This is a genomic window from Synechococcus sp. W65.1 (assembly GCF_047461615.1).
In the GTDB taxonomy this organism is placed as follows: Bacteria; Cyanobacteriota; Cyanobacteriia; order Thermostichales; family Thermostichaceae; genus Thermostichus.
This window is the reverse complement of record NZ_JANSHI010000011.1, coordinates 46,631-71,487: the sequence shown is the minus strand read 5'-3', so window position 1 is coordinate 71,487 and position 24,857 is coordinate 46,631. Positions and strand designations below refer to the sequence as shown.

Genomic DNA, 24,857 nt, shown 5'->3' with positions numbered 1-24,857 from the left:
GCCTGCACGCAAGGCCAGCTAGCCAGAGCCAAGCAAAGGCAGCTCCTCTAGCGGCGGCTGGGCTAGCTGTTCCGAGAGCATCAGCTCTCGCTCAGAGGGCACGCACAGAGGGATCCCTGCCAGTGGACTCTACTGCGAGTTGCCTCTGTTCCAGCACCTCCAGCGGGGGGTGTTGTGTGCTGCCTGGCTGCTAGCATGAGAATATGGTCATATAAGCAAACACAGGTCAGCAAGATGAAGCAACGCTGGGAGAACGTCTACAAGACCAAGCGAGCCGAGTCTCTCAGTTGGTTTCAGCCACGCGCTGAGCGGTCGCTGCGTCTTATTCGGGAGACGGGGTTGGGCTTCTCAGCCTCGATTATTGACGTTGGCGGAGGAGCGTCCAGGTTGGTAGATGAACTGCTGGAGGCGGGCTACCGCAAGCTAACAGTTCTCGATATCTCTGCGGCAGCTCTGGCAGTGGCAAAGGCCCGTCTGGGGGAGCGGGGAAACACAGTCAACTGGGTAGAGGGCGACATTACCCAGCTAACTCTGCCGGCCAACGCCTACGACATTTGGCATGACCGGGCAACGTTTCACTTTCTTACGAATCCTCAAGATCGGCGAGCATACGTGGCCAATGTCCTGAGAACAGTAAAGCCAGGATGGTTTGCTATCATAGCTACCTTCGGTGAAGACGGGCCTACGCAATGCACTGGCCTGCCTGTTGTGCGCTACTCGCCCGATCTCTTGCAGGCAGAGTTCGGTAGCGCTTTCAACTTCCTAAAGCATGAGCAAGAGCATGAGCAAGAAGAACACCGCACCCCCGCTGGCGCTGTGCAAAAGTTTGTGTACTGCTGTTTCCAGAAAAAGCCAACTGCTCTTGAAGCTGAGCTCTCTCGGGAGGGTGACCGCCAGCAACAAAAGTCTCTGGTTGTGGTTTTCTAGGGCTAGAGGCTAGCTGCAGTTAACCACCTAGCGCAGGCGACTGCAGCGAGCTTTCCAGTCCAGCTTCTGATCCAGAAGGAGCTCCAGGTGAGGTAGATAGGCTTTGTAGCTGTGCTCTACAAAGCCAATTAAGTGAGTGGCATTAAGGTTCTCGATTCTGGGGTGAAACTCTTTAATTGGCTTGATCCCGCAGGGGCTGCGGTTGAGGGATGGAACCTTGAAGACGTAGGCCAAAACTAGATCGTCTTCGTTGTAGATATTCACCAGTTTTCCAGTGATATTTTCTACATGCAGGCTCCACTGCTTATCGGCTTGCCTTCTAACGGCACCACTGGGCAGGATGATATCCTTGAGGCGCGGATCTACGGTCTTAGGCCAACCTCACATAATGTAGTAGGCTACCCTAGTTCCCAAAGAAAACCCCATTAGCGTAATCTGTTTTTCCGGCAAAGAGGAGAGCAGAGGATAGCCATAGTCAAGCCCCACTTTTTTGGCTTTGGCTTTGTGGGCTTCCCAGTGGGCAAGCAGTCCTACGCCAAGCTTGAGGGTAGATAAGGCCAAGCTCATCGGATTGGAAGCATCCCACCAGAGGTAGTATAGGGATCCCTTCCACCCAGCCCGTCGGAGTGTTTCCCACAATAGTCTTTTTTTCCAAGGTTGGGTTTCGCCTTCACTGAGAAAACCGTTGATAAAAACCAGGGCCTCGTCCCAGCCTAGGGAGGGCTCGATAGGGATCAGCTCAGGCTTGTGGTGGATAGCTTCTTCGACAAGATAGTTCCAGGTTCTGTCAGCAAGAGTTCCCGTAAGATGGAGAGCAGTTGTGCCAGCTCCAGCAAGAACTTCTCTTGCTCCTCGATCGACCTCAGTACCTAGGTCGAAAGCAGCTTGGGCAACTCAACTGCTTGAGTCGCCTGACCGACGACCTTAGCAGTGCCAAGGACAGCACCTGCAGATTTTCCCACAACCTCGGCAGCAATCTCCGCAGCCGCCTTTGGGGCTCCCCAAAGGATTTTCCCAACGATCTCCATGATTGCTTTCTCCTTGAAAGCAGAGACCAGCAGAGATTGCCCACCTAGAATACTTTCTTCGAGGCGATAGTCTTTAGTATGGGAATCACATAAGGCTTGTAGTCTTTATCCTCATTGATGAGGGCTTCTGCAATTTTGGAAGTTTCTTTGCTGATCTCAGTAAGCGCTTCTGCGGTTTTCTTCGTAGCTTCGGTAGCTGGATCAACAACAGTTTTCACAACTGTCTCGGCAAGCTGGCAAGCAACCGCAGCAGTGCTAGCGACTGCCTCTACAGCTTTTCCGCCAATCTGGGCAGGAGCGTCTAGGAGACTCTGAAAAATCTCTTTTATGGTTACTTCTCCCGTGAGAGCGAAGACTTAGCAAAGAACTTAACTTGTTCCACTTTACTCTACCCGCGCCGCATGGCGGTAACTCCTGTGGGATCCAGCACCTTGCCGCGCTCTGCCTCGGCATAGACTAGGTAGCGATCGCCACACTCCATCCAACTTTTGACACGGCACTCTAGGTAAGCCAGGGCATCCAAAAGGATCGGGCAGCCATTCTCGGCAGTGGCGATGGCTAGACCGGCAAAGCGATCTTCGCCAGGGCGTTGAGGCCGTTGAAAGTGCCGCTGCAGGCTGCTGCTTTTGCCCTCCCGCAAAATGTTGAGTACAAAGGGCACCTGGGGACGGGTAAGCAACTCTGCCTCGCTTTCCTTGCTCACAGAGAGGGTAAGGCCTGGGGGGTTGAAGCTGGCCTGGGCCACTGACCAGGTGAGAAAGCCGCGCGGGATCCCATCTTGCAGGGCGGTAACCACGCAGAGGGATCCCACTACCCGGCTGAAGGCCTGCACTAGCCGATCCGCCTGCGCTTCAACACCCCCTTGGCGGGAGGTGCGGGCTCGCTTGGCCTTGCGCAAGGCTTGGGCAAACTGGGATCCCGCCTCTTGACAGGCTTCCAGGATTGCATGGGTAGGCTTGAACCTAGCGCGGATGGTTGCAAACCCCAGGGTAAAGCCGGCATTGAGCAACTTGCTCTCAATGAGATCCACGGCTTCGCCGCTCCAGCCGTAGGAGCCAAAGACCCCGGCCAGCTTGGTGGTGGGAACGGAAGAGAGAATGATGCCCAGGGCCGTTTGGATTTGAACTGGAGGATGGCCGGCCAAGGTGGGGGATCCGATAATGAACCCCTGGCAGCGCTCTAGGGCTTGTGCAATCTCTTCAGGAGTGGCCCATTCACAGTTAATCCGCTCCACGGTAACTCCCGCCCGCTCCAAGCCTTGGGCAATAGCCACCGCCATCAGTCCGGTGTTCCCGTAGGCGGAGGTGTACAGGAGAGCTACCCGCTGCTCCAGGGGATTCTCCTCGCACCACAGGTGGTAATCCAAGCGCAGCCGTCGCAGGCTGTGGCGCACCAGGGGGCCGTGGGCAGGGGCGTAGATCTGGGCGGGGAATTCTTCCAACTTGGCCAGGGCTGCCTTCACCTGGGGCGCTTGGCTACGGTGCAGGCAGTCAAAGTAGTAGCGGCGGTCTTCGCTGAGCTGCCGCCAATGCTCGTCGAACACCTGATCGTCGCACACATGAGCGCCAAACAGCTTGTCGGTAAAGAGGATCCCCGTGGCCGGATCGTAGGTGCAGAGGGCGTCGGGGTGGCGGGGCGTGGGCACAGTGCGAAAATGCAACTCGTGGTCTTCCCCCAGATCCAGGCGATCCCCATCTCGGATCACGCGCAGGCGAAAGGACTGGTTAGTTCCGTAGGCAATGCCAAAATCGGCAGCCTCCTCTTCGTCACGGCTAGGAGTTGGGGATTCCATGCCTTCAAAGGCCGCTCGCAGGGTGAGGGATCCGGGCTTAGAGCAGAGCACCACCGCATAGGGAGCCAGCGGCAGAAGCGCTTTGAGGGTGGCGATGCGGTTGAAGTTGACGTGGCTCAGTAGGATAAAGTCCAGCCGCTGCAGGTACTGGTGTTGGGCCAGCTCCTCCAAGAAGATGTCGGTAAAGGATTCTCCTGGGGGATCGATGAGCAAGGTCTGCCGCGCCTGGATGAGATAACTATTAGCCGTGGTGCCCCGCTGCCGGGCATATTCCAGCTCAAACTTTAGGCGATTCCAGGTGCGGGAGCGAAAAACCAGGGTAGAGGGGCCAATGGTGGCCACCTGGACATCGCGAGCAGGAGTCTTGCTCTCCATAGCAGCCTCCGATGCGGCATCTGTCCCCACCTTGCCACGAAATCAGCGAGACTGGGATCCTCTTTGGAAAACTTCGAAAGACCCGCTACTGGAGCGGGATCAGAGGGCTGACAACAGCTAACGTACAATTTGTCCATTGACCCTGAGTGTCCCCATGATCCAAGCTGCTGGATCTCCTCATTCGGATGCCCCTGTTTGGCATAGCCTGCCTCTTCCGGCTGTTATCCAGAAGTTGCAAAGCGACCCCGAGTGTGGCCTGACTAGCCAGCAGGTTACCCAAAGGCAGCGGGAATACGGCCCCAACGAGCTGATCTCCTCTCCTGGCCGCAGCGCCTGGCAGCTCTTCCTTGACCAATTCCGCAATGTCATGCTGCTGATGCTGATCGCCGTGGCGGCGATCTCAGCCCTTCTGGATCTGCAAAAGGGAGAGTTTCCTAAGGACGCCCTGGCCATTCTGCTGGTGGTGGGTCTCAATGGCTTGCTGGGCTACTTGCAAGAAAGCCGCGCGGAAAAGGCGCTGGCCGCCCTGAAAAAACTGGCCTCCCCCAGCGTGCGGGTGCAGCGGGACGGCCTGTGGCAGGAGATCCCTGCCAACCAGTTGGTGCCAGGGGATCGGGTGCTGCTGGAGGCCGGGGTGCAGATCCCAGCCGACGGGCGCTTGGTGGAAGCGGTCAACCTCCAGGTGCGGGAGGCGGCTTTGACGGGGGAGGCGGTGCCGGTTACCAAGCAGGCCGATTGTGTCCTCCCCGAGGAAACTGAGCTCGGAGAGCGGCGCAACATGGCCTTCATGGGCACCGAGGTGCTCCAGGGGCGAGGGATCCTCTTGGTTACTGCCACCGGCATGAACACGGAGCTGGGCAAGGTGGCCAAGCTGCTCCAAGCAGTGGAAAACGAGCCCACTCCCCTGCAGCGGCGCATGAGCCAGTTGGGCAATGTGCTGGTGTCGGGATCCCTGGTCTTGGTGGCTCTGGTGGTGATCGTTGGGCTGCTGCAGGCCAGAAGCCTAGCGCCTTTCACCTCGCTGCTGGAAACTTCCCTCAGCATGGCCGTGGCGGTGGTGCCGGAAGGGCTGCCGGCTGTAACCACGGTTACCTTGGCTATTGGAACCCAGCGCATGGTGCGCCGCAACGCCCTCATCCGCCGCCTGCCAGCCGTGGAGACGCTGGGATCCGTCACCACCATCTGCTCCGACAAAACCGGCACTCTCACCGAAAACAAAATGGTGGTCACCGACATCCTCACTCCCGACCGCCACTACCACGTCAGCGGCACTGGCTACATTCCCAAGGGATCCTTCTACTGCGGCGGCCAGGCCATCGATCCCCAGAGCGCCCCCGACCTGCAGGCCCTTCTCAGAGCCGTGGTCTTCTGCAACGACGCCTTGTTGCAAGCCACTCTCCCAGCCCAGCGCGGCGCTGCCCCCACCTGGTCGATCCTGGGGGATCCCACGGAAGCCGCCCTGCTGGTGGCTGCTGCCAAGGCCAATCTGCAGAAAGCCTCTTTGCAGGAGCAGCACCCGCGGGTGCAGGAGATCCCTTTTAGCTCGGAGCGCAAGCGCATGAGCGTGGTGGTGCAAGAGGAGGGCAGCTATGGCGTCTACGTCAAGGGATCTGCCGAGCTGGTGCTGGAGCAGTGTGCCTATATCCAGAAGAGTGGAACCTGGCAGGCGCTGTCAGAAGCCGATCGACAAGCCATTCTGGCTGCCAACAACCGTTTGGCGGCCCAGGGCATCCGGGTTTTGGGGGTGGCCACCCAGCGGCTGCAGGGGATCCCGGAGAATCTCGAGGAGATCGAGCGCAACTTGGTTTGGCTAGGCTTAGTGGGCATGTACGATCCCCCTCGGCCCGAAGCGCGGGAAGCCGTAGCCCGCTGCCGCCAGGCCGGGATCCGCACCCTCATGGTAACCGGCGATCACCAACTCACTGCCATAGCTATTGCCCGCGAGCTGGGCATTCTCGACTCCGAGAGCCAGGCCATTGATGGGCGCACCCTCTCCCGCCTTAGCTTTGAGGAGCTGCTGCAGACGGTGCAAAGGGTCAACGTCTATGCCCGCGTGGCCCCCGAGCACAAGCTGCGCATCGTGCAGGCCCTGCAGAAACAAAACCAGTTTGTGGCCATGACGGGGGATGGGGTCAACGACGCCCCTGCCCTGCGCCAAGCAGATATCGGCATTGCCATGGGCATTACCGGCACCGATGTAAGCAAAGAGGCCAGCGACATGGTGCTTTTGGACGACAACTTTGCCACCATCGTGGCGGCCATTGAAGAAGGACGGGTGGTCTACAACAACATCCGCCGTTTTGTGAAATACATCTTGGGCAGCAACATCGGCGAGGTGTTGACTGTGGCGGCTACACCTCTCCTGGGCCTAGAGGACGTGCCGCTGACGCCCCTGCAGATCCTGTGGATGAACTTGGTAACCGACGGCCTGCCGGCTTTGGCTTTGGCAATGGAGCCAGCAGAGCCGGGGGTGATGCAGCGCCCTCCCTTCAACCCCAAGGAAAGCATCTTCGCCCAGGGGCTGGGAGCCTACATGGTGCGCGTCGGCGTGGTCTTTGCCATCTCCACGATCCTGATGATGGCCATCGTGAAAGCCCATATCCCCCACTGGCGCACGATGGTCTTTACCACCCTGTGTATTGCTCAGATGGGCCATGCGCTGGCGGCTCGCTCCAATGACAAGCTGACCATCGAGCTCAACCCCTTTTCCAATCCCTACCTGCTGGGGGCTGTGTTGGCCACTTTGCTGCTGCAGTTGGCCCTGCTCTATGTGCCCTTCCTGCGCAGCTTTTTCGGGACGGAAGAGTTGACCCTTTCAGAACTGCTCATTTGCATGGGCTTTAGCACCGTGGTGATGGTCTGGGTAGATCTGGAAAAACTCTACCGCCGCTGGCGCCAGGGATCCCGTCAAACCCCTTGAGCAGAAAGGCCGGGGAGTCTACCCTCCCCTCAGAGGGGTAGGGGAACTTTTTTGCTTCAGAAGTGACAATTGTTGTTTTGGCCAGCCTACGGATCCTTCGGAAGCCCCTGGCAGGAGATCCGGCAAGCCAGCCAAGCCCCGCTGGGATCCCTACCGTGGATCCACTGGCCCATCGCCTCAGGAGCAGCAGCACCCTAGGGGCCAAGGCCCTTGGCCAACTCTGTAAATGAGATACACTTGAGAAGTCTCTCCGACGGCTGGAAGCCAAGTATCAGCGGGTTATCCTCGAGCTGTCGGCTGCTGTGCCAAAACCTCTTTCTTCTCCAGGTGCTCATGCAGAAGCTTGAGGTTAGTCCCTTGGCTGGATCTAACTCCGCTTCCGCGGAGAAGGGACTTCTTCTCCTAATTGTGGACGATGATCCCAGCCAGCGGCTTTTGGCTCGTTACGCCCTGGAGCGAGAAGGCTACCACATCCTAGAAGCCGACAGCGGCTTAGCCTGCCTAGAAGCTGCAAGCCGCTACCAGCCAGATATAGTACTCCTGGATGCGGTGATGCCGGGCCTAGATGGGTTTGAGTGCTGCCGCCGCCTCCATGCCCAAAACCCTGACATGCCGATTTTAATCGTCACCGCTTTGGAAGACGAAGCTTTTGTCAACGAGGCTTTTGCTGCAGGAGCCAGTGACTACATCCCTAAGCCTATCCACTGGTCAGTTCTGAAGCGGCGGCTGCACCACTTGCTGCAAGTTAGCCAGGCCCAACGCCGTCTACAACAGCTTAACCAAGAACTGGAAGCCAAGGTGAAGGAGCGCACTGCTCAACTGGCCTGCCAGGTAGCAGATTTGGAGCAGCTCAACCGCCTCAAAGACCACTTTTTGGCCGCGGTCTCCCACGAGCTGCGCACGCCCTTAACCAAAATCAGACTAGCCTTGGAACTCCTGGGCCGCACCCCCCTCAACGAGAAGCAGCGGCAGTACCAACGTATTGCTTTGGAAGAGTGCCAAGCCGAAATTGAGCTGATCAACCGACTGCTGGATCTGCAGGGCTTAGAAGCCAAGGAGTTGAGTTCTGAGGCTGCCGCTATCGATCTCCAGGGCCTCTGCAAAAACCTGCTTGATGAGGTGAGAGAACGGCTCCAAGCCCGCCAACTGAAGCTGGAGACTGCGGAACTGACCTCATTGCCCACAGCGTTCTACAGCTACCCGCAGCAGCTAACCCTGATCCTGAAGGAACTGCTAGAAAATGCCTGCAAGTTTACCCAGCCGGGCGGAACCCTCCGCTTAGAGGTGCAAGCCTTTCCCGGTGGAGTGGAGCTCAGAATCGGCAACACTGCCCAGATTGAGCCCGAACACTTGCCCCACATTTTCGAGCGCTTTTACCGCGTGCCCACTGTAGATCCCTGGACCCAGCCGGGCAGCGGTTTGGGGCTGGCTTTGGTGAAGCAGTGGGTGGAGTATCTGCGGGGCCACATCCAGGTCACTAGCCAAAAGGGGTGGACCTGGTTTGTACTACGCCTGCCCAGTCTAGTGCCATCCAATCCTTGAGGCCCCCTAATGGCCGACAGCAGCAGTTTCAGCAGTGGCAAAGGAAGTGCCGCAGCCGCAGGTAGCCACGGCATTGGGATTCTTGAATTTGAAGCCACCCCCCAACAGATCTTCGGAAAAGTCGACAGTGAGGCCCTGGAGCAGGGTCATGCTCAAGGGATCCACCGCCACCCGGAGATCCCCAAAGTCGAAGGTGTGATCGTCGGGGTTGGCCTGAGACTCAAAGTTCATCACATAGGAGAGGCCAGAGCAGCCGCTGGGCTTGACCCCCAGGCGCAAGATGGGCTGGGATCCCTCTTTCTCGTACTTGCTGCGCAGGCGCTTTAGCTCTTGGATGGCGCTATCGGTCAAGGTGATCATGGCGGGAAAGCTGACACGTACCCCTATCCTAACAATCCTTTCCAGGCAGAAACAGTTGATAAGCTAGGGATCCCGTTCCTTAACGTTGTCGACGTTTGACCCTTGTGACGGATCCTAACGCTATCCGGGTTACCTTTCTGGGTACCAGCTCCGGCATGCCCACCCGCCAGCGCAATGTGTCAGGAGTGGCGGTGCAGTTTCCGCAGCGGTCGGAATGGTGGCTGTTTGATTGTGGCGAGGGCACCCAACACCAGCTCCTGCGCTTAGACGAGCTGCGCCCCAGCCAGTTGCGCCGCATTTTCATCACTCACATGCACGGGGACCACATCTACGGCCTGCCGGGACTGTTGGCTTCCTGCGGCCTGGGCAGCACCCCCCAACACATCGACATCTACGGTCCCCCTGGCCTAGAAGAGTATCTGAAGGCGGTGCTGCGATATAGCGAGACGCGGATCCCCTATTCCTTTCGGGTTCACACCATAGAGACAGGTCTCATTCTCCAGGATCCGGAGTACTGGGTCTTTTGCGCGCCCCTGGATCACCGGGTGCCTGCCTTTGGCTACCGCGTGGTGGAACAGGACCGACCAGGCACTTTTAACGTGGCCAAGGCCCAAGCGGATGGAATCCCACCTGGTCCCCTCTACGGCCAGCTCAAAGCTGGGCAATCCATCTTCTGGCAAGGCCGCTGGCTCCACGGACGAGACTACGTGGGGGATCCCATTCCAGGCCGCAAGTTTTCCTACTGCACCGACACGACTTTCTGCCGCAACGCCGTTGACCTCTCTCGCGCCGCCGATCTGGTCATCCACGAGGCCACCTATGCCGAAGCCGATCGCGACTTGGCCCAGCGCGCCAAGCACTCCACTGCTGCCATGGCTGCGCGGGTGGCCGCCGAAGCCAAAGCCCAAACCCTCATCCTCACTCACTTCAGCCCTCGCTACACCTCGGATGGCCCCATCACTTTGGAAGACCTGCTGGCCGAAGCCCGGGCCATTTTTCCCAACACCCTCCTGGCTCGGGATCGGATGACCTACGAGATCCCTCGCCGCAGCCCTGTTCCCCTAGCGCTGGAGGTGTAGGTTTGCCTCGCTAGAATGGTAAAAACTGTCCCAACCAGCGATGACGGATCCCAGACCCTATTTCGAACGGCCCAAAACCGAACAACTGGATCAAAGCGCCAGCGAGTGGCAAACCTTTAGCGCCTTGCCCCCAGCAACCTCCCTGCCTCCTGTACAGGCCGAGCAATCGGCTCCCCAGGCAGCTAGGGTTCCCCAGGATGAGGAAACCCTGCCCAAACTGGCTCCCTGGGGCAAACGGGTCGGCGCCTTTGCTCTAGATTTTGGGCTGGGACTGGGGGTTTCCTACCTGGCGCAGGGCTTGGCTTCTCTGGTAGGAGCCGATGCGGCTGCCGTGGACATGACCGGCTACATTGCCTTTTTTGCCGCTTGGCTGGTGAACCGCGGCTACTTCCAATCTCGACCCGCTGGCCAGAGCTTGGGCAAATGGCTGCTGAACCTCAAAACCCTGGATCCGGAAACCGAGGCCTCACCTCACCTAGTTCGCTCCTTGGCCCGCGAGGGAGTGCTCTCGCTGTTTATCCTCACGGCAGCCCTGCTGGTGCCGCTGGCTGCCGACGGACTGTTTGCCTTCTTCGACAAGGAAAAGCGCCAGAGCATCCACGACCGCGCCGGGCGCACCCTAGTGGTGGAATCCGAGCAGGGCTACCGCCTGGATGAAAAAGTCCTACGGCTGCTCCAAGAAATTCTCGAGGGAGAAGCTACTGAGGACGTTAAACTGGCTGCACGGGATCTTCTGCGCAAAGCCCAGCGCAACGAGGCAGTACGGGGTCTCTCCAGCCAGCTAGGGCGCCTACGTCAGGATGTTGGCCGCAACACCCGCAGCCTTCGCCAGCAGACCAGCAAGCAAGTTAAAAGCTGGCTTGCTTCCCTCAAAGAAAAGTTGGATAATTGGTAGTTGCGCTTACACGCAAGCCCTTCTCCAACCATGGCTGTTGAGGTTGGAGAGGTGGCCTAGTACTCTCTCTGCAGAGGAATCCACCATGGCCAAGGGAAAAGGCGCTCGTATCATCGTTACGCTGGAGTGTACGGAGTGCCGCACCAACGTTAACAAGCGTTCTCCAGGTGTGAACCGCTACACCACTACCAAAAACCGCCGCAACACACCCGGTCGCTTGGAGCTGAGAAAATACTGTCCCAAGTGTAACCGCCATACTCTTCACAAGGAGATCAAGTAGTTCTGGAGCTATGGTTTACGTTCGCCGTCGCTTGTCTCCCATCAAGCCGGGAGAACCCATTAGATACACTGACGTTGAGCTGCTCAAGAAGTTCGTAACCGAGCGCGGCAAAATCCTGCCTCGCCGCATTACGGGGCTAACCGCCAAGCAGCAGCGGCAAGTCTCCAAAGCCATCAAACAGGCGCGCATCCTGGGCCTTCTTTACTTTGTCAACAAAGAAGGGTAGTTGCATCGGCTTCTAATGAGCCTGCAGCTTTCACCGCAGTTGCAAGCCCGAATGGCCCAACCCCTAGAGATTGGGAGGGTAAAGATCTTCAGTCGGGTTTTTCAGGCACCGCTATCAGGGGTAACCGACATGGTCTTCCGGCGGCTAGTCCGCCGTTTTGCCCCTCAAAGCATGGTTTACACTGAGATGGTCAGCGCCATCGGCTTGCACTATGCCCGCGAGTTGCCCCGCGTTATGGAGGTGGGGGAGGGGGAGCAGCCCATTGGCATTCAGTTGTTTGACTGCCGGCCCCATTTCCTAGCTGAAGCCGCTCGCATGGCTGTGGACGAAGGGGCAACCCTGGTGGATATCAACATGGGCTGCCCGGTAAATAAGATTACTAGAAACGGTGGGGGCTCTTCCCTGCTGCGAGATCCAGACACCGCTGCAAAAATTGTTGAGACAGTGGCCAAGGCAGTGGAGGTGCCCGTTACCGTAAAAACGCGCTTGGGCTGGTCGGACGAGGAGATTAACATTTTGGATTTTGCCTACCGCCTTCAGGAGGCAGGAGCCCAACTTATTACTGTACACGCTCGGACACGTGCCCAGGGCTTCAGCGGCAGAGCCCGCTGGGAGTGGATCCGCCGCGTTAAGGAACGTCTGCGCATCCCAGTCATTGCCAATGGAGACATCTTCTCCACCGCTGCAGCCGTGAAGTGTCTCGAAGAAACCGGCGCTGACGGGGTGATGTGTTCTCGCGGCACGATGGGCTACCCCTTCCTAGTGGGAGAGATCGATCACTTCCTTAAGACCGGGCAAGAGAGACCGCCTGCTACTCCCTTAGAGCGAATTCAAGTAGCCTTGGAGCATCTGCGAGGGCTTTGGGAATACAAGGGGGAGCGCGGGATCCGGCAGGCCCGCAAGCACATGACCTGGTATGTCAAAGGCTTTGCCGGCGCCTCCCACTTTCGCGCCCTTCTCTGCCGCATCGAGACGCTGCAAGAGGGAGAAGCGCTGCTGCTGCAGGCCATGAAGCATTGCCAAGATGCCGCTCCGGAGCCTGAGGATGAGGAAATGGGTGAGGCTCTTGAGAGAGAACACGCTGCCACCAAGGAGGCTCTTCTGGCTTAGCCACCCTTCCCCTTCCTTGACACTCTGTGCTGAGGTAGCTTAGCTGCCCACAAGCCACCTCTCCTAGCTGCTTGAAGGGAGCAGGCTACCAATCTATCTTCTGCTTTCCCAAAAAGCCCCTAGCCAATCCCTGCCAGGTCGCCCCTAACCTGGATGGGATCCCTCCTGAGGCTACGGCTTCTCAGTCTAGAGGATCCTCAAGGAGCAGAGCGTTAAGTTTTGTAAACTTTTCAAGCTCCCGCCTTGCCAGCCTGTGGAAAACTTGTGGAAAACTTTGGAAAACTGTGGAAAACCTGTGGAAAAAGACCCCGGGTTATCCACAAGGTATAAATACCCTGTGGAAAAGACCCCCAAGTTATCCACAGATTTTCCACAGGCAGGGAATAAGCTCAAAGGCTTGCGGCGTAAGGCTTTGCTAATCGTCGGGCAATCAATTTCCACAATTTCCACAGGCCCTACTACTACTAGTTAAAAATTTAAATTGGGTAGGGATCGTGGTTTGTAATCTTCCTCGCGCGCGAGAGTGCAAGCTAAGGGATCGCCTGGGGCGAGTGGGTGCTAGGATTGGCATACTCAGCTCGCGAGTCCCGCAATGGTGCAAGCTCAGCGTCCTGTGGAGGGAGAATCCAGGGCTGCCATGTTCGCGTCTGCCCCGCGCGACGGCAGGTCTGGAGATCTCCACGGCGTTGACGACGCTATGGGCCAGCCCTTCCCCCAAGCGGGAGGGAGTCCTAGCGGCAGCCTTTGCTTTACCTGTGAGCAAGCCGAGCTCAGCCAGCACCTGGCAACAGTTGGACGAGCGGTTGCCAGCCGCCCCGCCCTGCCGATTCTGGCCAACGTGCTGGTAGAAGCCAGTGCAGAAATGCAGCGTGTGGCGCTGACTGGCTTTGACCTCAGCTTAGGCATTCGCAGCGAGTTTGAAGCGGAGGTGAAGGCATCCGGTCGCCTGGCTTTGCCAGCCAAGCTGTTTGGCGACATTGTCAGCCGTCTGCCTAGAGGCCCAGTTACCCTGAGCCAAGCTCAGGAGCGTGTCCTCCTCACCTCAGCCGCTGGCCAGTACCAGCTGCGCAGTGTTGCCGCGGAGGAGTACCCCACCCTGCCGGAGGTGGCGATCCCTGCTGCCAGCGAGGTGGCTGCCGCTTGCCCCGGCGGGAGCGAGTCCCTTGAACACCCCGCGGCGCAGGCTCTAGAGGTGCCCATTGAGAGCCTACTGCAGGGCATTGACCAGACCCTCTTTGCTGCCTCTAGTGACGAGACCAAGCAGGTGCTCACAGGGGTGCATGTCAAGCTCGTGCCAGGGGATCCGCCACAGCTAGAGTTTGCAGCTACCGATGGACATCGGCTGGCCATAGCCCAAGTGGAAGTTGAGGGAATCCCGGTCGAGGTATCCAGGGGAGGACCTGACTTCACCATTCCTGCTCGAACTCTGCGGGAGGTGGAGCGCATCCTCAGCGCCCAAACGGTTGCCTCCAGGGTGGAGTTGCGGTTTGACCGGTCGCAGGTGCAATTTGTTCTGCCCCCTGGCGCCAGCAGCGCTCAGTGCCAGCAGCGGATTACCAGCCGCCTTTTGGAGGGCCAGTACCCCGACTACAACCGTCTGCTGCCCAAGCAGTTTGAGCGACACGTAACCTTAGAGCGTCGGCCCCTGGTGGAGTCCCTAGAGCGGGTGGGGGTGTTTGCTGCCCAGCGGAACGACATCATCAAGCTCAGTCTCTCTGCGGCAACCCAAACCCTACGCATTAGTACCGAGGCACCCGACGTAGGCAGTGGCGAGGAATTGCTGCCAGTACAGATGTCCGGCCCTGATCTCGAGGTGGCCTTCAATGTCCGCTACCTGCTGGAGGCTCTCAAGGTGTTCCACACGCAGCAGGTGAGCCTGGAGCTCAACGGAGCCACGCAGCCAGCCGTTTGGAAGCCAATTGGGGCGATGCGCCTCTGCTATTTGGTCATGCCAGTACAACTGCGGGCAACCTAGGGCGTTTCGCGGTTGGAAGAGTGCCATTCAGCAGGCTGAGAGGCGCTTGGTTGGCCACCTGGCGGGCTTGGTCCATAGTTCAGGGGCCCATGAGCCATCACCTTCGTCCATTACTCTGAGCGGCCTGAGAGTGTAGCGCTGGGGAGCTGCGCTGGCTGCTCTAGAGGCTCCACTCGATGGCGATCTAATCCCGGCTCACCTACTGCCGAATCGGCATCTCCGTGGAGGGCAGCTTGGGCGTTGCGGCGCAGTCGGTGGGCCTTGAGCCGGCGCAGGGCAGAGGCGGGAAACCGGCGGTCGAACTCCTCATCGTCGATCCGGGCCAGTTCTTGGAGATCGGGGGCAACATTCCAAGGGTAAGGCTGAAAGTCGGGAAGGGGACTGGGCCGAGCAAAGCGCTGGTTCCAAGGACAAACCTCCTGGCAGATGTCGCAGCCGGCCACCCAGTTGTGCAGGTTCTGGGCAATCTCAGCAGGGATCCGCTCGGCGTGGCTTTCCAGGGTGTGGTAGGCAATGCAGCGGCGCGAATCCACTACCCCTGGACTGACGATGGCCTGGGTGGGGCAGGCCTCCAGACAGCGGGTGCAGGTGCCACAGTGGGCAGTATGGGGACGGTCGGGAACTAGCTTGAGAGTGGTCAGGATCACTCCCAGAAACACCCAGGAGCCGTACTCGCGGGTGAGCAGGAGGCTGTTTTTGCCAATCCAACCCAAGCCCGCCTGCATGGCCCAGGGCTTTTCTGCCACCGGGCCAGTGTCTACGTAGAAGCGACCCTGGTAATTGGGAAATTGAGCTTGCATCCAAAGGTGGAGCTGTTTGAGTCGCCGTCCCAGCACGCGGTGATAATCTCGCCCCCAGGCGTAGCGGGAGATCTTGCCTTTGGCCGGATCCCGGCTGTGGGGGGTGGGAGTGTAGTAATTGAGAGCTACACAGATTAGGGATTGTACCCCCGGCAGCACCAGCTCCAGATTCTGGCGCCGCGGATCCGCCATCCAGGCCATGTCGGCAGCCATACCGGCAGCCAGCCAGGCCCGTAGACCTGCCCAATCAGGAGGGTTTGCCGCGCTGGCAATGCCGACTTTGTCAAAGCCCAGCGCCCGCGCCTGTTGCTTCACCTGCTCGGTGGCTTTGGCCCAGTCAATCTCTGACTCCCTAGGGATCCCCGCCATGACTACCCCGGCAAACCCATCACCTGACGGTAGCGGGCCTCCAGCTGGGCTGCCTGCTGAGAGCGGCGGAAGGGATCCCAGGAGCTGTGTCGAAATAGCTCCTGCCGCAGCTTCGCTACATCCACCGTCGTTACTTCGCCATCGGCCACCACTTGTTTTCCCCTGATCCAGACGCTGTGGACTGCTTGGGTGGGCCGGCCCAGCACCAGTAGCCCAATGGGATCCGTGCGAGGTAGCAGCGACAGTTGGGTGAGATCATAGAGCACCAGGTCAGCCTGCTTGCCCACTTCCAGAGATCCCAGCTTGTCCCCCAGACCCAGGCCGATGGCCCCACCACGGGAGGCCATTTCAACGCTCTCGCGGGGGGAGATCCAGTGCCGGTAGTCGGGATCGGTGACGTTGTGCAGGATGGTGCCGATTTTGATCGCCTCTAGGAGATCCTGGGAGTCGTTACTGGCCGCCCCGTCGCAGCCAAAGGCCACGTTGACCCCCACTTGACGGTATTTCAAGATAGGGGCAATGCCGCTGCCCAGGCGCAGGTTGCTTAAGGGGTTGTGAACAACCGTCGAGCCTGCACGGGCCAAGATCTCGATATCGCCTGCAGTCAGCCAAACGCAGTGGGCTAGGGAAGTTTTTCGGTCTAGGTAGCCCAGGCGCTCCAGATGCTCCACAGCGCTACAGCCGTACTTTTCCTGGGCCAGCAGTTGCTGGGCGCGGGTTTCCAAGAGGTGGGCGTGGCGAGGCAGGTTGTACTTCTGGCTGAGCTCAGCACAGCCTTCGAACAGCTGGTCGGAGCAGAGTTGGATGCCGGTGGGGGCCACCATTAGGCTGATGCCTTCCTCAGGCCGGTGATACTTTTGAACTGCCTCTTCCAGCATGGCCAACACCTCGGCGGTAGAGAGGGGATAGGCTGCCGACCCCCCTTCTCCACCCGGCAGGCAAGCGGGGAGAGCCTGATCCTGAAGCAGCGGACCAATGAAGGCGCGGATCCCGACCTCCCGATAGGCCCGCACGGCTGCCTCAACAGTGGCCAGCTCCTGGCCGGGAATGAGGATCAGGTGATCCACTACGGTCGTGCCGCCGCTAAGCAGAGTTTCCACCGCCGTCGCCAGGGCGCTGAGATAAATCTTTTCTGGATCCGGCGGCGCGTACTCGTGCAGTTGCGCTAGCCAAAGTTCTAGCGGGTAGGGCGGGATGATCCCTCGCTGCCACAGCTCGGAAGAATGGGTGTGGGCGTTAACAAAGCCCGGCAGCAGGAGCTTGTTGTCAGCGTTCAGTTCCACGCTGCCTGGCGCCCCTGCCAACAACCCCTTGCCGATAGCGGCGATTTGCTCCCCTTCAATGCGGACATCTGTCGTCTCGTAGCCGCTAGCAGTGGGGATCAGCGCATTGCGCAAAACGTAGCTCATGGCGGGAACAGGAAAAGGCCGTCGGAGCCAAGCGCGCCAAGGTTAGCGGCTAAAGTTGGGCTGAGGCTATTTCTTCTTGGTAGAGCTCTTCTTGGCAGGCTTACCCTCCGCGGCTGTAGGTTCAGCAACCCCTGCAGCAGGCTCGGGAGGAGCTGCCTCCGCTGGTGTCGGCTGGGGCTCGGCCGGGTTCAGACCTGCCTGGGCAGCCACCTCAGCGGCAAAATCCGTCTTTTCTTTCTCAATTCCTTCTCCCAAGACAAAGCGAGCAAACCGCCGCACCCGGATGTTTTCTCCCAGCTTGGCGATGTGTCGCTTGACCAATTCCTCTACGGTGATCGAGGGATCTTTGATGAAGGGCTGATCCATTAGAGATAGCTCTTTCAGGCGCTTTTCAAGGCGACCTTGGATAATTTTTTCCCGCACATGCTCGGGCTTGCTAGCCAGATCCTCTTTGCCCATCTCGATGGCCTTCTCCCGCTCCACCACTTCAGGAGGGATCTGGTCAATGCTGACGTACTCCACGTTTTGGCAGGCGGCAATTTGCTTAGCGATGTCCTGAACCAGCTTTCTAAACTCTTCGTTACGGGCTACAAAGTCTGTCTCGCAGTTGACCTCTACCAAAACGCCGATCCGGTTGCCGAAGTGGATGTAGCTATCAACAACTCCCTCAGCGGTAATGCGGCCAGCCTTCTTGGCTGCTCCTGCTAAGCCCCTCTGGCGCAGCAAGACGATAGCCTTCTCCCTGTCGCCGCCAGCTTCTTCCAGGGCTTTTTTGCAATCCATCATGCCTGCGCCTGTTTCTTCGCGCAGTTTTTTGACAAGTTGGGGATCGATTTTGACACTGGTCTTGGTGTCGCTCATGAGAGTTCCTCAGCTAAAGTGAAGGATATGGCGCGGTGTAAGCTGCACCTGGCTAAAGCTAGGGGCTTTGAGCAGCCTTACAGTTGGCAAGCCAACCACAGATCTCCAAGCTGGGTTACAAAAGCAGCTCCCCAGAGTACGCCGCGCCGCTAGCTATTTACTCTTGTAGCCTAGCACGGGAGGGGTTCCCTCTCCCCGTCGGAAGCTCCGCAGCCGCTCCCCTGGGAAATAATTCTAAACCTAGCTCCCCAAGGGTATGGGGCAGAAAGGAGGCAAGGGAATGCCAGGGGGTCTGGAATCCCTTTGGGGCTACTCGCCCTCGTCGGCTTCGCCTTCGTCTCCCAGATCTTCCAAAATGTCCTCTTCTAGATCCATAGCCCCCTCGTAGTCGTACTCTTCCTCTTCGACGGTGTCGAGCTGCCCATGCCTCCCCTCGTAGATGGCATCGGCCAGCTTGCCTACAATCAGCTTGATCGCTCGAATGGCATCGTCATTAGCGGGGATGAAGACGTCGCTGAGGTCAGGGTCACAGTTGGTATCTAGGAGGGAGATGATGGGAATCTTGAGCTTGATGCATTCTCGGACGGCGTTGGCTTCGCGCCGCTGATCGACGATAATCACAGCGTCGGGGAGCCGGCGCATGTTTTTGATGCCGCCTAGGTACTTCTCCAGCTTGGCCAACTCACGCCTTAGGCGGCCTGCTTCTTGTTTGGGCAGGCGGTCGAGCAGGCCACTGTTTTGCATCTCTTCGATTTCTTTGAGGCGATCAATACGGGTTCTCATCGTGGCCCAGTTGGTGAGCATGCCCCCCAGCCAGCGCTGATTGACGTAGTAGCTGCCACAGCGGGTGGCTTCGTGGGCAATGATCCCAGCAGCTTGCCGCTTGGTGCCGACAAATAGGAAGCGCCAGCCTTTCTCAGCACCCTCCCGCACGTATTCATAGGCTTCATTGAGGTAGCGGGCTGTCTGCACCAAGTCAATGATGTGGATGCCGTTGCGCTCAGCAAAAATGTAGGGCCGCATCTTGGGGTTCCAGCTGCTGGCCTTGTGACCGAAGTGAACTCCAGCCTCCAACAGTTGAGGCAAAGTAACAATGCTCATGGTTCAGTTATCTCCTACGGGTTAGCCTCCGCCTGAACAGATCCCAGTTAAGGGCACCCGGTGGTTCAGGCGTGTGGGATTTTGACAGCCTAACCAGGCTAGCATGTCCCTTGCAGGATTTGGCAGCCGGGGTAGAGCTCTTGCCAAGATCCAGTTTCTAGTGCTAGCTTAGTAGGGCACCTCCAGAGAGGATCTCTGGTACAGGTGCGTCGGGGCGTAGCGCAGCTTGGTAGCGCACCACTTTGGGGTAGTGGGGGTCGAAGGTTCAAATCCTTTCGCTCCGACTTAGCTTAGAGAGAGCCCCTGTCTAAAGGCAGGGGCCAAAGCTTTTTTCTGGCGGTAAGCTACCCCGGGGCTAAAGGTTGAGGGCTCCGTCTCGCCGGCGCGAACAGGGAAACTGCTCCCGGGAAGAAAGTAGCATTTGCGCTAGCGGTGCGAGGTTCTTAAGCCTGCTAGGTGGCTTCTATCTTGGCCACTTGCACCGGAGTAGGATTAGTAACTTCTGTTAGCGGGCGGCGCTTCCTCCCCACGGCTAGATTGATGAGGGCTTTCCTCTAGTCCTCGACTTGAACTCCATCCGTTCGCGTAGCGGGCCGGAGGCCACTTCGGGGCACACCGGGCAACCTCGCCAACGCACCTTCTGCCTCCACGTGGATTAGCTAGGCTAGTAGGCGAGCAGATCCATTTCTTCGGGTAGGCACTCTGCCTAGGCGAAAGTTAGCTCCGTCTTCAGCCTGTGTGCTCGATCAAGAGCAAGGAGCAACTCTCGTCAGCTCGACGGGAAGTGACGCCTGTGGACTAGTGGGGTAGTGAAGGTGGGCTCTGCTGCTAGCTACGGGTCGTTCTGGAGCAAAAGTCCGCTTTTTTTCCGGAGTTGTATAAGTCTTTCAGAGCGGAGGAGGCAAGCTTTGCAAAACGCTGTGAACCACCGCTGCTGAGTTGAGAGCCGCTGTCTGAAAAAAAGTTAGAAAATCGGTATCGCTTCCTACATCGCTGACCGATCGCACCAACAGACAAGGGATCCCAGCTTCTTGCGCCACCCGCACCACTGCCGCTCCTTCCATTTCCACCACCAGGGCCCCGGTGCGCTCGCGAATTTGGCGCCGTAGGTTGGCGTCGGCCACAAATACATCGCCGGTGGCTACTAGACCTTGGTGGATGGCCGGTTGCCGTCCCTGCAGAGGGTGGAGAGGGATCCGCTCCAGCTGAGGCACAATCAGGTCGTAGAGGGCCCTATCGGCCTCGGCTAGAGGATGGCGCAACTCGGGAATGAAGTCGATCCCCAAGACAAAGCCCTCTGGGCGGCCAGTGCCAAAATCGTGTTCGATGGCGGCATGGGCCAGCACCACATCTCCCATCTGGAGATGATCGGCCAAAGCCCCGGCCACGCCGGTAAAGATGATTCCCCCGATGGGGAAATGAGCCACCAGCAGAGCTGCCGTAGTTGCCGCCCGCACCTTGCCCACCCCCCCTTGAACCACCACCACCGGCTGCCCAGCCAGGGATCCCTGATGGAACTGCCGCCCCAAGTAGGTATGGACGGAATGGGTCTCCATGGCCTGGGTGAGCATGGCCACTTCTTCTGGCAAGGCCCCCACAATACCAATAGCTTTCTGGGATGGGCTAGATGCAGTTGCCATAGCGCTTGCAGTTAACCCAAAGCAGCTCCATTCTGGCGCAAGCTGGATCCGGCTAGGAGCTCAGACTCCTAGGGAGTATAGTTAAGGTGGTTGACAGGGAGTAGGGAAAAAGGCCATGGCCTACAGCGAGCCGCTCATCGAACGTTCCTCAGAGGTTTTTCCAGGACTAGTGGAAGAGCCCCCTCGCTACGTTGAAATAGTCTCGGCAGTGGTTTCCAGCCTCAAAGAAGATGCCGCCTACGAAAACCACGAGCAGGGGCACACCTGGAAATTCACCTACGGCACCGTGGAAGTGTTCGTCCACCTGAGCGGCGAATCCCCCGAAGATACCCTGTTGGTGTGGTCTCCCGTTCTCTCTCTGCCGGTGGCGGAGCCGGCTAAGCTCATGCGGAAGCTGCTGGAGAAGAACTGGAGCGACACTCTGGAAGCGCGCTTTTGCATCTGGAACAACCAGGTGGTGTTAAACCACTACCGCACCCTGGAAGGGATCACCGCAGGCGAGATCTCCCGCGCCATTACCATTGTAGCCAGCCTGGCCGACGAGTACGACGAGCCGCTCCGAGCAGAGTTTCCGCCTGCTTGAGATGGGATCCCAGGGCTCTTGGCTGCCCTATCGCGTGGCCGCTGGCAACTGGCAGATGGAACAGGACTTTTGGCTTTTGCAGCGGCTGCGCCACGTCCCCAAGCCCTACTTGCGCTTTTATGGCTGGGATCGGCTCACCCTTTCTCTAGGCAGGCATCAGGTTTGGGATCCCCCGCCAGGGATCCCAGTGGTGCGCCGGCCCACGGGGGGAAGGGCGGTGTTGCATCAGGCGGCTGAAGAGGGGGCAGAGCTCACCTACAGCTTGGTGCTGCCCCTCTCTTACCTCCAAGCTCGCCTACCCCGTTTGCAGCGAGCCTGCGTGTACGACTTCTGCTGCCGCTTTTGGGTTCAGGGGCTGGCCGCGCTGGGCGTTGAAGTGGATCCGCTTGTTTCTGCTCCCAGCCGGACGGATGGTCAGAACCGCCCAACCCCAAATCCAGGCTACCGCAATAAAATCAGTTGCTTTGCCTCCCGTACCCGCGCCGATCTAAGCTGGCGAGGCAAAAAGCTCATGGGCAACGCCCAACTGTGGCAACCTTGGGGGATCTTGCAACAGGGATCCCTCCTGTTGCGGCCCAATCTAGAGCTGTGGGAACAGTACCTGCCCGGCTCGCAGGTGATTGGCGTGTACGACCTTTGCCCAAGGGCGCCAGGGATCCCTGAGTTGATTGAGCATTTTCTCCGCATGGCCCAGGAGTGCTTTGAGGTGGAATGGCAAGAAGAAGCCTGGCCCACACTGCTGGCTTAGTTTCTGGTTTCTAATCAACCATCGAGGGAGCAAGAAATCGCTTGACTCTTGCTGAAAAAGAGTTGTGCAGAAAAATCCGGAAGGCTTTGCAGCTAGACCGAAGAAGATTTTCCCTTGCTTAGAGCTCTAGCCTCTTTCCCCTGCGAAAAGAGGAAAGCCAAGACTCGTCCCAGCGCTATTTTTTGTGTCGACAAACACCAAAGGCAAAGTAGCAAGAGACTGCTACCCTCTCCATCCCCAATAGCTGTGCTAAAACCAAGGCAGCGCTCAGCCAGGTAAGCCATGCCGAAAGTTTGGGCGGCAGTTTTGCTAGTTGTATCCCTGCTGCCGCAGCCCGCTTGGGCCATTACCCTTGAACAAGTGCCCAACCCCCGCCGTCAGTATGGAGGGTGGGTTTCCGATACCGCCAACATCCTCAGCAGCAGCACCGAAAACGAGCTCAACCGTCTTATCACTCAGCTTGAGCAGCGCACCAGTGCCGAGATGGCAGTGGTTACCGTGCCGAATACTCAGGGATATGCAACACCAAAAGACTTCACCACGCAGCTATTTAACTACTGGGGGATCGGCAAGGCAGGCCAAAACAACGGGGTTTTGTTTCTCATCTCGGTAGGGGATCGGCGGGTGGAAATCGAAACGGGCAGGGGCCTGGTCGCTATCCTCCCCGACAGCCAGGTTCAGCAGATTATCGACCAGCAAATCCTGCCTCGGTTTTGCAATGGGGATTTTGATGGCGGCACTCTGGCGGGGGTGCGGCAGTTGACCTCGGTGTTGCAGGGCCAGCCCGTTGCAAATGTTCCTGCGGCAGCTTCTGGAGTTACCACCTCAACGATTGCAACTTCTTCTGGGGCAGTGGCCCAGGGCATTGATTCTTCCCTGGTGGAAGGGATCCTGCTGCTGCTGGGGATCATCATTTTGGGACTGGGGTGGCAGCGCTCTCGCATGCCCGTCTCTCTAAGGGCTAAGCGAGGGGGAAGACAAGTCCTCTCCCTGACACGCAGAGATCCAAGAACAGGTGCTGTGCTCTCTTCGGTTCAGAGCGACCCCATTCGTCTCTTCCTCCATTCGGGATCCCTCTGCCTTGGCGTGTTCCTAGGATTGTCCAGCGGCAACTGGCTGGGGTTCGCTCTGCCGGTTGTGGCTGCTATGGCCACTGACGGCACCTTGAGCCGGAAGCGTGGGATCCCCTTTCAGCCCGTGGTCTGCCAAAGCTGCGGTCGACCCATGCGCCCCATCCAGGCGCAAGTTCTCGATACGTGCCTCTCCCCGGGAGATCGCTTGGCCAAAAGCCGGGGCAGAGCCAGCTACTACGGCTGGTTTTGCCCTAGCTGTCAGGGGGCAGCTGTGGTTGTTCGCGAGAATGCATTTTATCGCCACCTCTATTGCCCCCGGTGTCAAGCTCTCACCCTTGACCTCACCACACAGGTTCTCAGGGAAGCCACCTATTCCTCTAGCGGCTTGAAGCTGGAAATCCTGAGCTGTCCTATCTGCGGGTACCGCAGCGAGCGAGAGGTGGTCATCCCCGAGCTCAGCGACACAGACACAGATTCAGACTTCGGTGGAGATTCAGACTTCGGTGGCGGTAGCAGCATAGATGACGGAGCGGACGACAGTTGGTGAGACCCAACTCTAGAGATTTCTCTATACGATCTGAAAAAGGAGTCGGGCTTCTCTTAAATCCGCCAGGACAGTACAGTGGTAAGGGAGCAGCAATAGAAACTGGCTAAGGACGGATCTCTCATGACCCTCGGAGAAGGCGTACAACTGGTTACGTTTGTGGTGCTATCGGCGATGGCCATTGGCTTCGCGCTAGGCGTGGTTTGGGCCCCCAGCATTGTCTATTCCGGTTTTCTGCTCGGGGGCGTTTTCCTGAGCATAGCCGGGCTGTACCTTCTTTTGAATGCTGATTTTGTGGCTGCCGCCCAAGTTTTGATCTACGTCGGCGCCGTCAACGTACTGATCCTGTTTGCCATTATGCTGGTGAACCGGCGCTACACCTTTGCCCCTCTGAAGCTGGGCTGGCTGCGCAACGGAGTGACGGCGGTAGTCTGTTTGGGTCTGTTTGCCCTTCTAGCCGCGATGGCTTTGAACACCCCTTGGCCGCTGCAGCCGATCCAACCTTTGAGCAGTGTGTTGGTGATCGGCGGCCACTTCTTCAGCGATTATCTTCTGCCTTTTGAGCTGGCTTCTGTTTTGCTGCTGATGGCGTTGATTGGGGCCATTGTCTTGGCGCGGCGGGAGTTTGTTCTTCCCCAAGCCGGAGAAGGGGATCTGAGCTTGCTGGAGCGGGCCCGACCCCAGCTGGAATCAGAGTCAGAACGACCGGTAGAGCTGGTGAGCACCCGCTAAAGCTGACTGCTCTCGACCATAAAACCTAGAGCTTTCCCGAGGCCCCTGTCATTGTGTATCTACATGGAGCTCATCGCGATGTTGCAACTGCAGTTTTTCTTGGTAGTAGCAGCGATCCTCTTTTGCATTGGCATCTATGGGTTGATCGTTAGCCGCAATGCCATTCGGGTGCTGATGTCCATTGAGCTGATGCTCAATGCAGTGAACCTCAACTTTATGGCCTTCTCCAACTTTGTCGATTCAGCTCTGATTCGCGGCCAGGTGTTCTCGGTGTTTGTCATCACCGTGGCTGCTGCTGAAGCCGCTGTAGGCTTGGCCATTGTGCTCGGGATCTACCGCAATCGCGCCACCATTGATATGGAGAGATTTAACCTGCTTAAGTGGTAGCCTATCAAGCTAGCGCCGGGAGAACACCCACCGTTAGCACTTGCCAACTAAAGTAGAGGCGGTGTAGTGGCCTGTAGCAGAACCCTCTAGCTTGCCACCAC

At 58.4% G+C, this 24,857-nt stretch carries 23 protein-coding genes, 1 tRNA gene and 1 pseudogene; 15 read left to right on the top strand and 10 right to left on the bottom strand.

Features of this window, described 5'->3' with window-relative positions:
• Positions 1–234: 234 nt before the first annotated feature.
• Positions 235–927: a class I SAM-dependent methyltransferase gene (locus tag NW806_RS07735; protein WP_414410639.1), complete on the top strand. Its 693-nt coding sequence runs from the start codon at positions 235–237 to the stop codon at positions 925–927.
• Positions 928–954: 27 nt separating this feature from the next.
• Here the strand turns inward: NW806_RS07735 and NW806_RS07730 are convergent, their stop codons facing one another.
• The 4 genes from NW806_RS07730 to NW806_RS07715 form a co-directional block, all read right to left on the bottom strand.
• Entirely contained in the window at positions 955–1,266 is a 312-nt protein-coding gene (locus tag NW806_RS07730) for a DUF726 domain-containing protein (protein WP_414410668.1), read from the bottom strand.
• Between the two features lie 42 nt (positions 1,267–1,308).
• Complete coding sequence (locus NW806_RS07725; protein WP_414410638.1) at positions 1,309–1,494, bottom strand: hypothetical protein; 186 nt, start codon at positions 1,492–1,494, stop codon at positions 1,309–1,311.
• Between the two features lie 505 nt (positions 1,495–1,999).
• Positions 2,000–2,173, bottom strand: coding sequence for a hypothetical protein (locus NW806_RS07720; RefSeq protein WP_414410637.1), 174 nt, complete (start codon positions 2,171–2,173; stop codon positions 2,000–2,002).
• A gap of 170 nt (positions 2,174–2,343) precedes the next feature.
• Entirely contained in the window at positions 2,344–4,122 is a 1,779-nt protein-coding gene (locus NW806_RS07715) for a flavin reductase (protein ID WP_414410636.1), read from the bottom strand.
• A 154-nt stretch (positions 4,123–4,276) separates the two neighbouring features.
• On the opposite strand from NW806_RS07715, the gene NW806_RS07710 reads away from it, so the two are divergent.
• Together NW806_RS07710 and NW806_RS07705 are read left to right on the top strand one after the other, a co-directional pair.
• Positions 4,277–7,042: a cation-translocating P-type ATPase gene (locus NW806_RS07710; RefSeq protein WP_414410635.1), complete on the top strand. Its 2,766-nt coding sequence runs from the start codon at positions 4,277–4,279 to the stop codon at positions 7,040–7,042.
• 333 nt (positions 7,043–7,375) lie between these two features.
• On the top strand, positions 7,376–8,584 hold the full coding sequence (locus NW806_RS07705; RefSeq protein ID WP_414410634.1) for a response regulator: 1,209 nt from the start codon (positions 7,376–7,378) through the stop codon (positions 8,582–8,584).
• 6 nt (positions 8,585–8,590) lie between these two features.
• On the opposite strand, the gene NW806_RS07700 is transcribed toward NW806_RS07705, so the two are convergent.
• The gene (locus tag NW806_RS07700; protein ID WP_414394017.1) at positions 8,591–8,944 is read right to left on the bottom strand and encodes a HesB/IscA family protein; all 354 of its coding nucleotides are present in this window, start codon (positions 8,942–8,944) and stop codon (positions 8,591–8,593) included.
• A 122-nt stretch (positions 8,945–9,066) separates the two neighbouring features.
• Between NW806_RS07700 and rnz the strand changes: the two genes are divergently transcribed.
• From rnz to dnaN, 6 genes are all read left to right on the top strand, one after another.
• Entirely contained in the window at positions 9,067–10,023 is a 957-nt protein-coding gene (gene rnz / locus NW806_RS07695; protein ID WP_414410667.1) for a ribonuclease Z, read from the top strand.
• 40 nt (positions 10,024–10,063) lie between these two features.
• Positions 10,064–10,918, top strand: coding sequence for an RDD family protein (locus tag NW806_RS07690; protein WP_414410633.1), 855 nt, complete (start codon positions 10,064–10,066; stop codon positions 10,916–10,918).
• Positions 10,919–11,003: 85 nt separating this feature from the next.
• Complete coding sequence (gene rpmG, locus NW806_RS07685) at positions 11,004–11,198, top strand: 50S ribosomal protein L33 (RefSeq protein WP_414394020.1); 195 nt, start codon at positions 11,004–11,006, stop codon at positions 11,196–11,198.
• Between the two features lie 10 nt (positions 11,199–11,208).
• Complete coding sequence (gene rpsR, locus NW806_RS07680; RefSeq protein ID WP_414394021.1) at positions 11,209–11,424, top strand: 30S ribosomal protein S18; 216 nt, start codon at positions 11,209–11,211, stop codon at positions 11,422–11,424.
• A gap of 15 nt (positions 11,425–11,439) precedes the next feature.
• A complete protein-coding gene (gene dusB / locus NW806_RS07675; protein WP_414410632.1) occupies positions 11,440–12,534 on the top strand; it encodes a tRNA dihydrouridine synthase DusB in 1,095 nt (364 codons plus the stop codon).
• A 637-nt stretch (positions 12,535–13,171) separates the two neighbouring features.
• The gene (dnaN, locus tag NW806_RS07670) at positions 13,172–14,509 is read left to right on the top strand and encodes a DNA polymerase III subunit beta (RefSeq protein WP_414410631.1); all 1,338 of its coding nucleotides are present in this window, start codon (positions 13,172–13,174) and stop codon (positions 14,507–14,509) included.
• Between the two features lie 110 nt (positions 14,510–14,619).
• On the opposite strand, the gene queG is transcribed toward dnaN, so the two are convergent.
• The 4 genes and pseudogenes from queG to rpsB all read right to left on the bottom strand — a co-directional run bounded on the left by queG (position 14,620) and on the right by rpsB (position 19,049).
• Positions 14,620–15,678, bottom strand: a complete 1,059-nt coding sequence (gene queG / locus NW806_RS07665) for a tRNA epoxyqueuosine(34) reductase QueG (RefSeq protein ID WP_414410630.1) — start codon at positions 15,676–15,678, stop codon at positions 14,620–14,622.
• A 2-nt stretch (positions 15,679–15,680) separates the two neighbouring features.
• Entirely contained in the window at positions 15,681–17,087 is a 1,407-nt protein-coding gene (locus tag NW806_RS07660; protein ID WP_414410629.1) for an amidohydrolase, read from the bottom strand.
• A 195-nt stretch (positions 17,088–17,282) separates the two neighbouring features.
• Positions 17,283–17,948 (bottom strand): annotated as a pseudogene (gene tsf / locus NW806_RS07655) (translation elongation factor Ts); the annotation flags it as partial.
• Positions 17,949–18,257: 309 nt separating this feature from the next.
• Positions 18,258–19,049, bottom strand: coding sequence for a 30S ribosomal protein S2 (gene rpsB, locus NW806_RS07650; RefSeq protein ID WP_414410628.1), 792 nt, complete (start codon positions 19,047–19,049; stop codon positions 18,258–18,260).
• A gap of 210 nt (positions 19,050–19,259) precedes the next feature.
• Here rpsB and NW806_RS07645 point away from each other — a divergent pair.
• Positions 19,260–19,333 (top strand) — tRNA-Pro (locus tag NW806_RS07645).
• 603 nt (positions 19,334–19,936) lie between these two features.
• Here the strand turns inward: NW806_RS07645 and NW806_RS07640 are convergent.
• The gene (locus NW806_RS07640) at positions 19,937–20,689 is read right to left on the bottom strand and encodes a 5'-methylthioadenosine/adenosylhomocysteine nucleosidase (protein WP_414404910.1); all 753 of its coding nucleotides are present in this window, start codon (positions 20,687–20,689) and stop codon (positions 19,937–19,939) included.
• A 115-nt stretch (positions 20,690–20,804) separates the two neighbouring features.
• Between NW806_RS07640 and NW806_RS07635 the strand changes: the two genes are divergently transcribed.
• The 5 genes from NW806_RS07635 to nuoK all read left to right on the top strand — a co-directional run bounded on the left by NW806_RS07635 (position 20,805) and on the right by nuoK (position 24,756).
• On the top strand, positions 20,805–21,272 hold the full coding sequence (locus NW806_RS07635; RefSeq protein WP_414404909.1) for a YbjN domain-containing protein: 468 nt from the start codon (positions 20,805–20,807) through the stop codon (positions 21,270–21,272).
• A gap of 1 nt (position 21,273) precedes the next feature.
• Complete coding sequence (locus NW806_RS07630; RefSeq protein ID WP_414410627.1) at positions 21,274–22,020, top strand: lipoyl protein ligase domain-containing protein; 747 nt, start codon at positions 21,274–21,276, stop codon at positions 22,018–22,020.
• Between the two features lie 282 nt (positions 22,021–22,302).
• Positions 22,303–23,640 carry a TPM domain-containing protein gene (locus NW806_RS07625; protein ID WP_414410626.1) on the top strand — a complete coding sequence of 446 codons (1,338 nt, stop codon included), beginning with the start codon at positions 22,303–22,305 and terminating at the stop codon, positions 23,638–23,640.
• A gap of 120 nt (positions 23,641–23,760) precedes the next feature.
• Complete coding sequence (locus NW806_RS07620; RefSeq protein ID WP_414410625.1) at positions 23,761–24,369, top strand: NADH-quinone oxidoreductase subunit J; 609 nt, start codon at positions 23,761–23,763, stop codon at positions 24,367–24,369.
• 81 nt (positions 24,370–24,450) lie between these two features.
• On the top strand, positions 24,451–24,756 hold the full coding sequence (gene nuoK / locus NW806_RS07615) for an NADH-quinone oxidoreductase subunit NuoK (RefSeq protein WP_414394380.1): 306 nt from the start codon (positions 24,451–24,453) through the stop codon (positions 24,754–24,756).
• The last annotated feature ends 101 nt before the right edge of the window (positions 24,757–24,857 follow it).

What these genes read in the sequence shown, in the direction of transcription:
- NW806_RS07715 (WP_414410636.1), bottom strand. Translation starts at nt 4,122, where the DNA reads ATGGAGAGCAAGACTCCTGCTCGCGATGTCCAGGTGGCCACCATTGGC.
- NW806_RS07690 (WP_414410633.1), top strand. Translation starts at nt 10,064, where the DNA reads ATGACGGATCCCAGACCCTATTTCGAACGGCCCAAAACCGAACAACTG.
- dusB (WP_414410632.1), top strand. Translation starts at nt 11,440, where the DNA reads ATGAGCCTGCAGCTTTCACCGCAGTTGCAAGCCCGAATGGCCCAACCC.
- NW806_RS07625 (WP_414410626.1), top strand. Translation starts at nt 22,303, where the DNA reads ATGCCGAAAGTTTGGGCGGCAGTTTTGCTAGTTGTATCCCTGCTGCCG.
- NW806_RS07725 (WP_414410638.1), bottom strand. Translation starts at nt 1,494, where the DNA reads ATGAGCTTGGCCTTATCTACCCTCAAGCTTGGCGTAGGACTGCTTGCC.
- NW806_RS07635 (WP_414404909.1), top strand. Translation starts at nt 20,805, where the DNA reads ATGGCCTACAGCGAGCCGCTCATCGAACGTTCCTCAGAGGTTTTTCCA.
- rpmG (WP_414394020.1), top strand. Translation starts at nt 11,004, where the DNA reads ATGGCCAAGGGAAAAGGCGCTCGTATCATCGTTACGCTGGAGTGTACG.
- NW806_RS07640 (WP_414404910.1), bottom strand. Translation starts at nt 20,689, where the DNA reads ATGGCAACTGCATCTAGCCCATCCCAGAAAGCTATTGGTATTGTGGGG.
- NW806_RS07660 (WP_414410629.1), bottom strand. Translation starts at nt 17,087, where the DNA reads ATGAGCTACGTTTTGCGCAATGCGCTGATCCCCACTGCTAGCGGCTAC.
- NW806_RS07710 (WP_414410635.1), top strand. Translation starts at nt 4,277, where the DNA reads ATGATCCAAGCTGCTGGATCTCCTCATTCGGATGCCCCTGTTTGGCAT.
- queG (WP_414410630.1), bottom strand. Translation starts at nt 15,678, where the DNA reads ATGGCGGGGATCCCTAGGGAGTCAGAGATTGACTGGGCCAAAGCCACC.
- NW806_RS07735 (WP_414410639.1), top strand. Translation starts at nt 235, where the DNA reads ATGAAGCAACGCTGGGAGAACGTCTACAAGACCAAGCGAGCCGAGTCT.
- NW806_RS07630 (WP_414410627.1), top strand. Translation starts at nt 21,274, where the DNA reads ATGGGATCCCAGGGCTCTTGGCTGCCCTATCGCGTGGCCGCTGGCAAC.
- NW806_RS07705 (WP_414410634.1), top strand. Translation starts at nt 7,376, where the DNA reads ATGCAGAAGCTTGAGGTTAGTCCCTTGGCTGGATCTAACTCCGCTTCC.
- NW806_RS07620 (WP_414410625.1), top strand. Translation starts at nt 23,761, where the DNA reads ATGACCCTCGGAGAAGGCGTACAACTGGTTACGTTTGTGGTGCTATCG.
- rpsR (WP_414394021.1), top strand. Translation starts at nt 11,209, where the DNA reads ATGGTTTACGTTCGCCGTCGCTTGTCTCCCATCAAGCCGGGAGAACCC.
- NW806_RS07700 (WP_414394017.1), bottom strand. Translation starts at nt 8,944, where the DNA reads ATGATCACCTTGACCGATAGCGCCATCCAAGAGCTAAAGCGCCTGCGC.
- rpsB (WP_414410628.1), bottom strand. Translation starts at nt 19,049, where the DNA reads ATGAGCATTGTTACTTTGCCTCAACTGTTGGAGGCTGGAGTTCACTTC.
- dnaN (WP_414410631.1), top strand. Translation starts at nt 13,172, where the DNA reads ATGTTCGCGTCTGCCCCGCGCGACGGCAGGTCTGGAGATCTCCACGGC.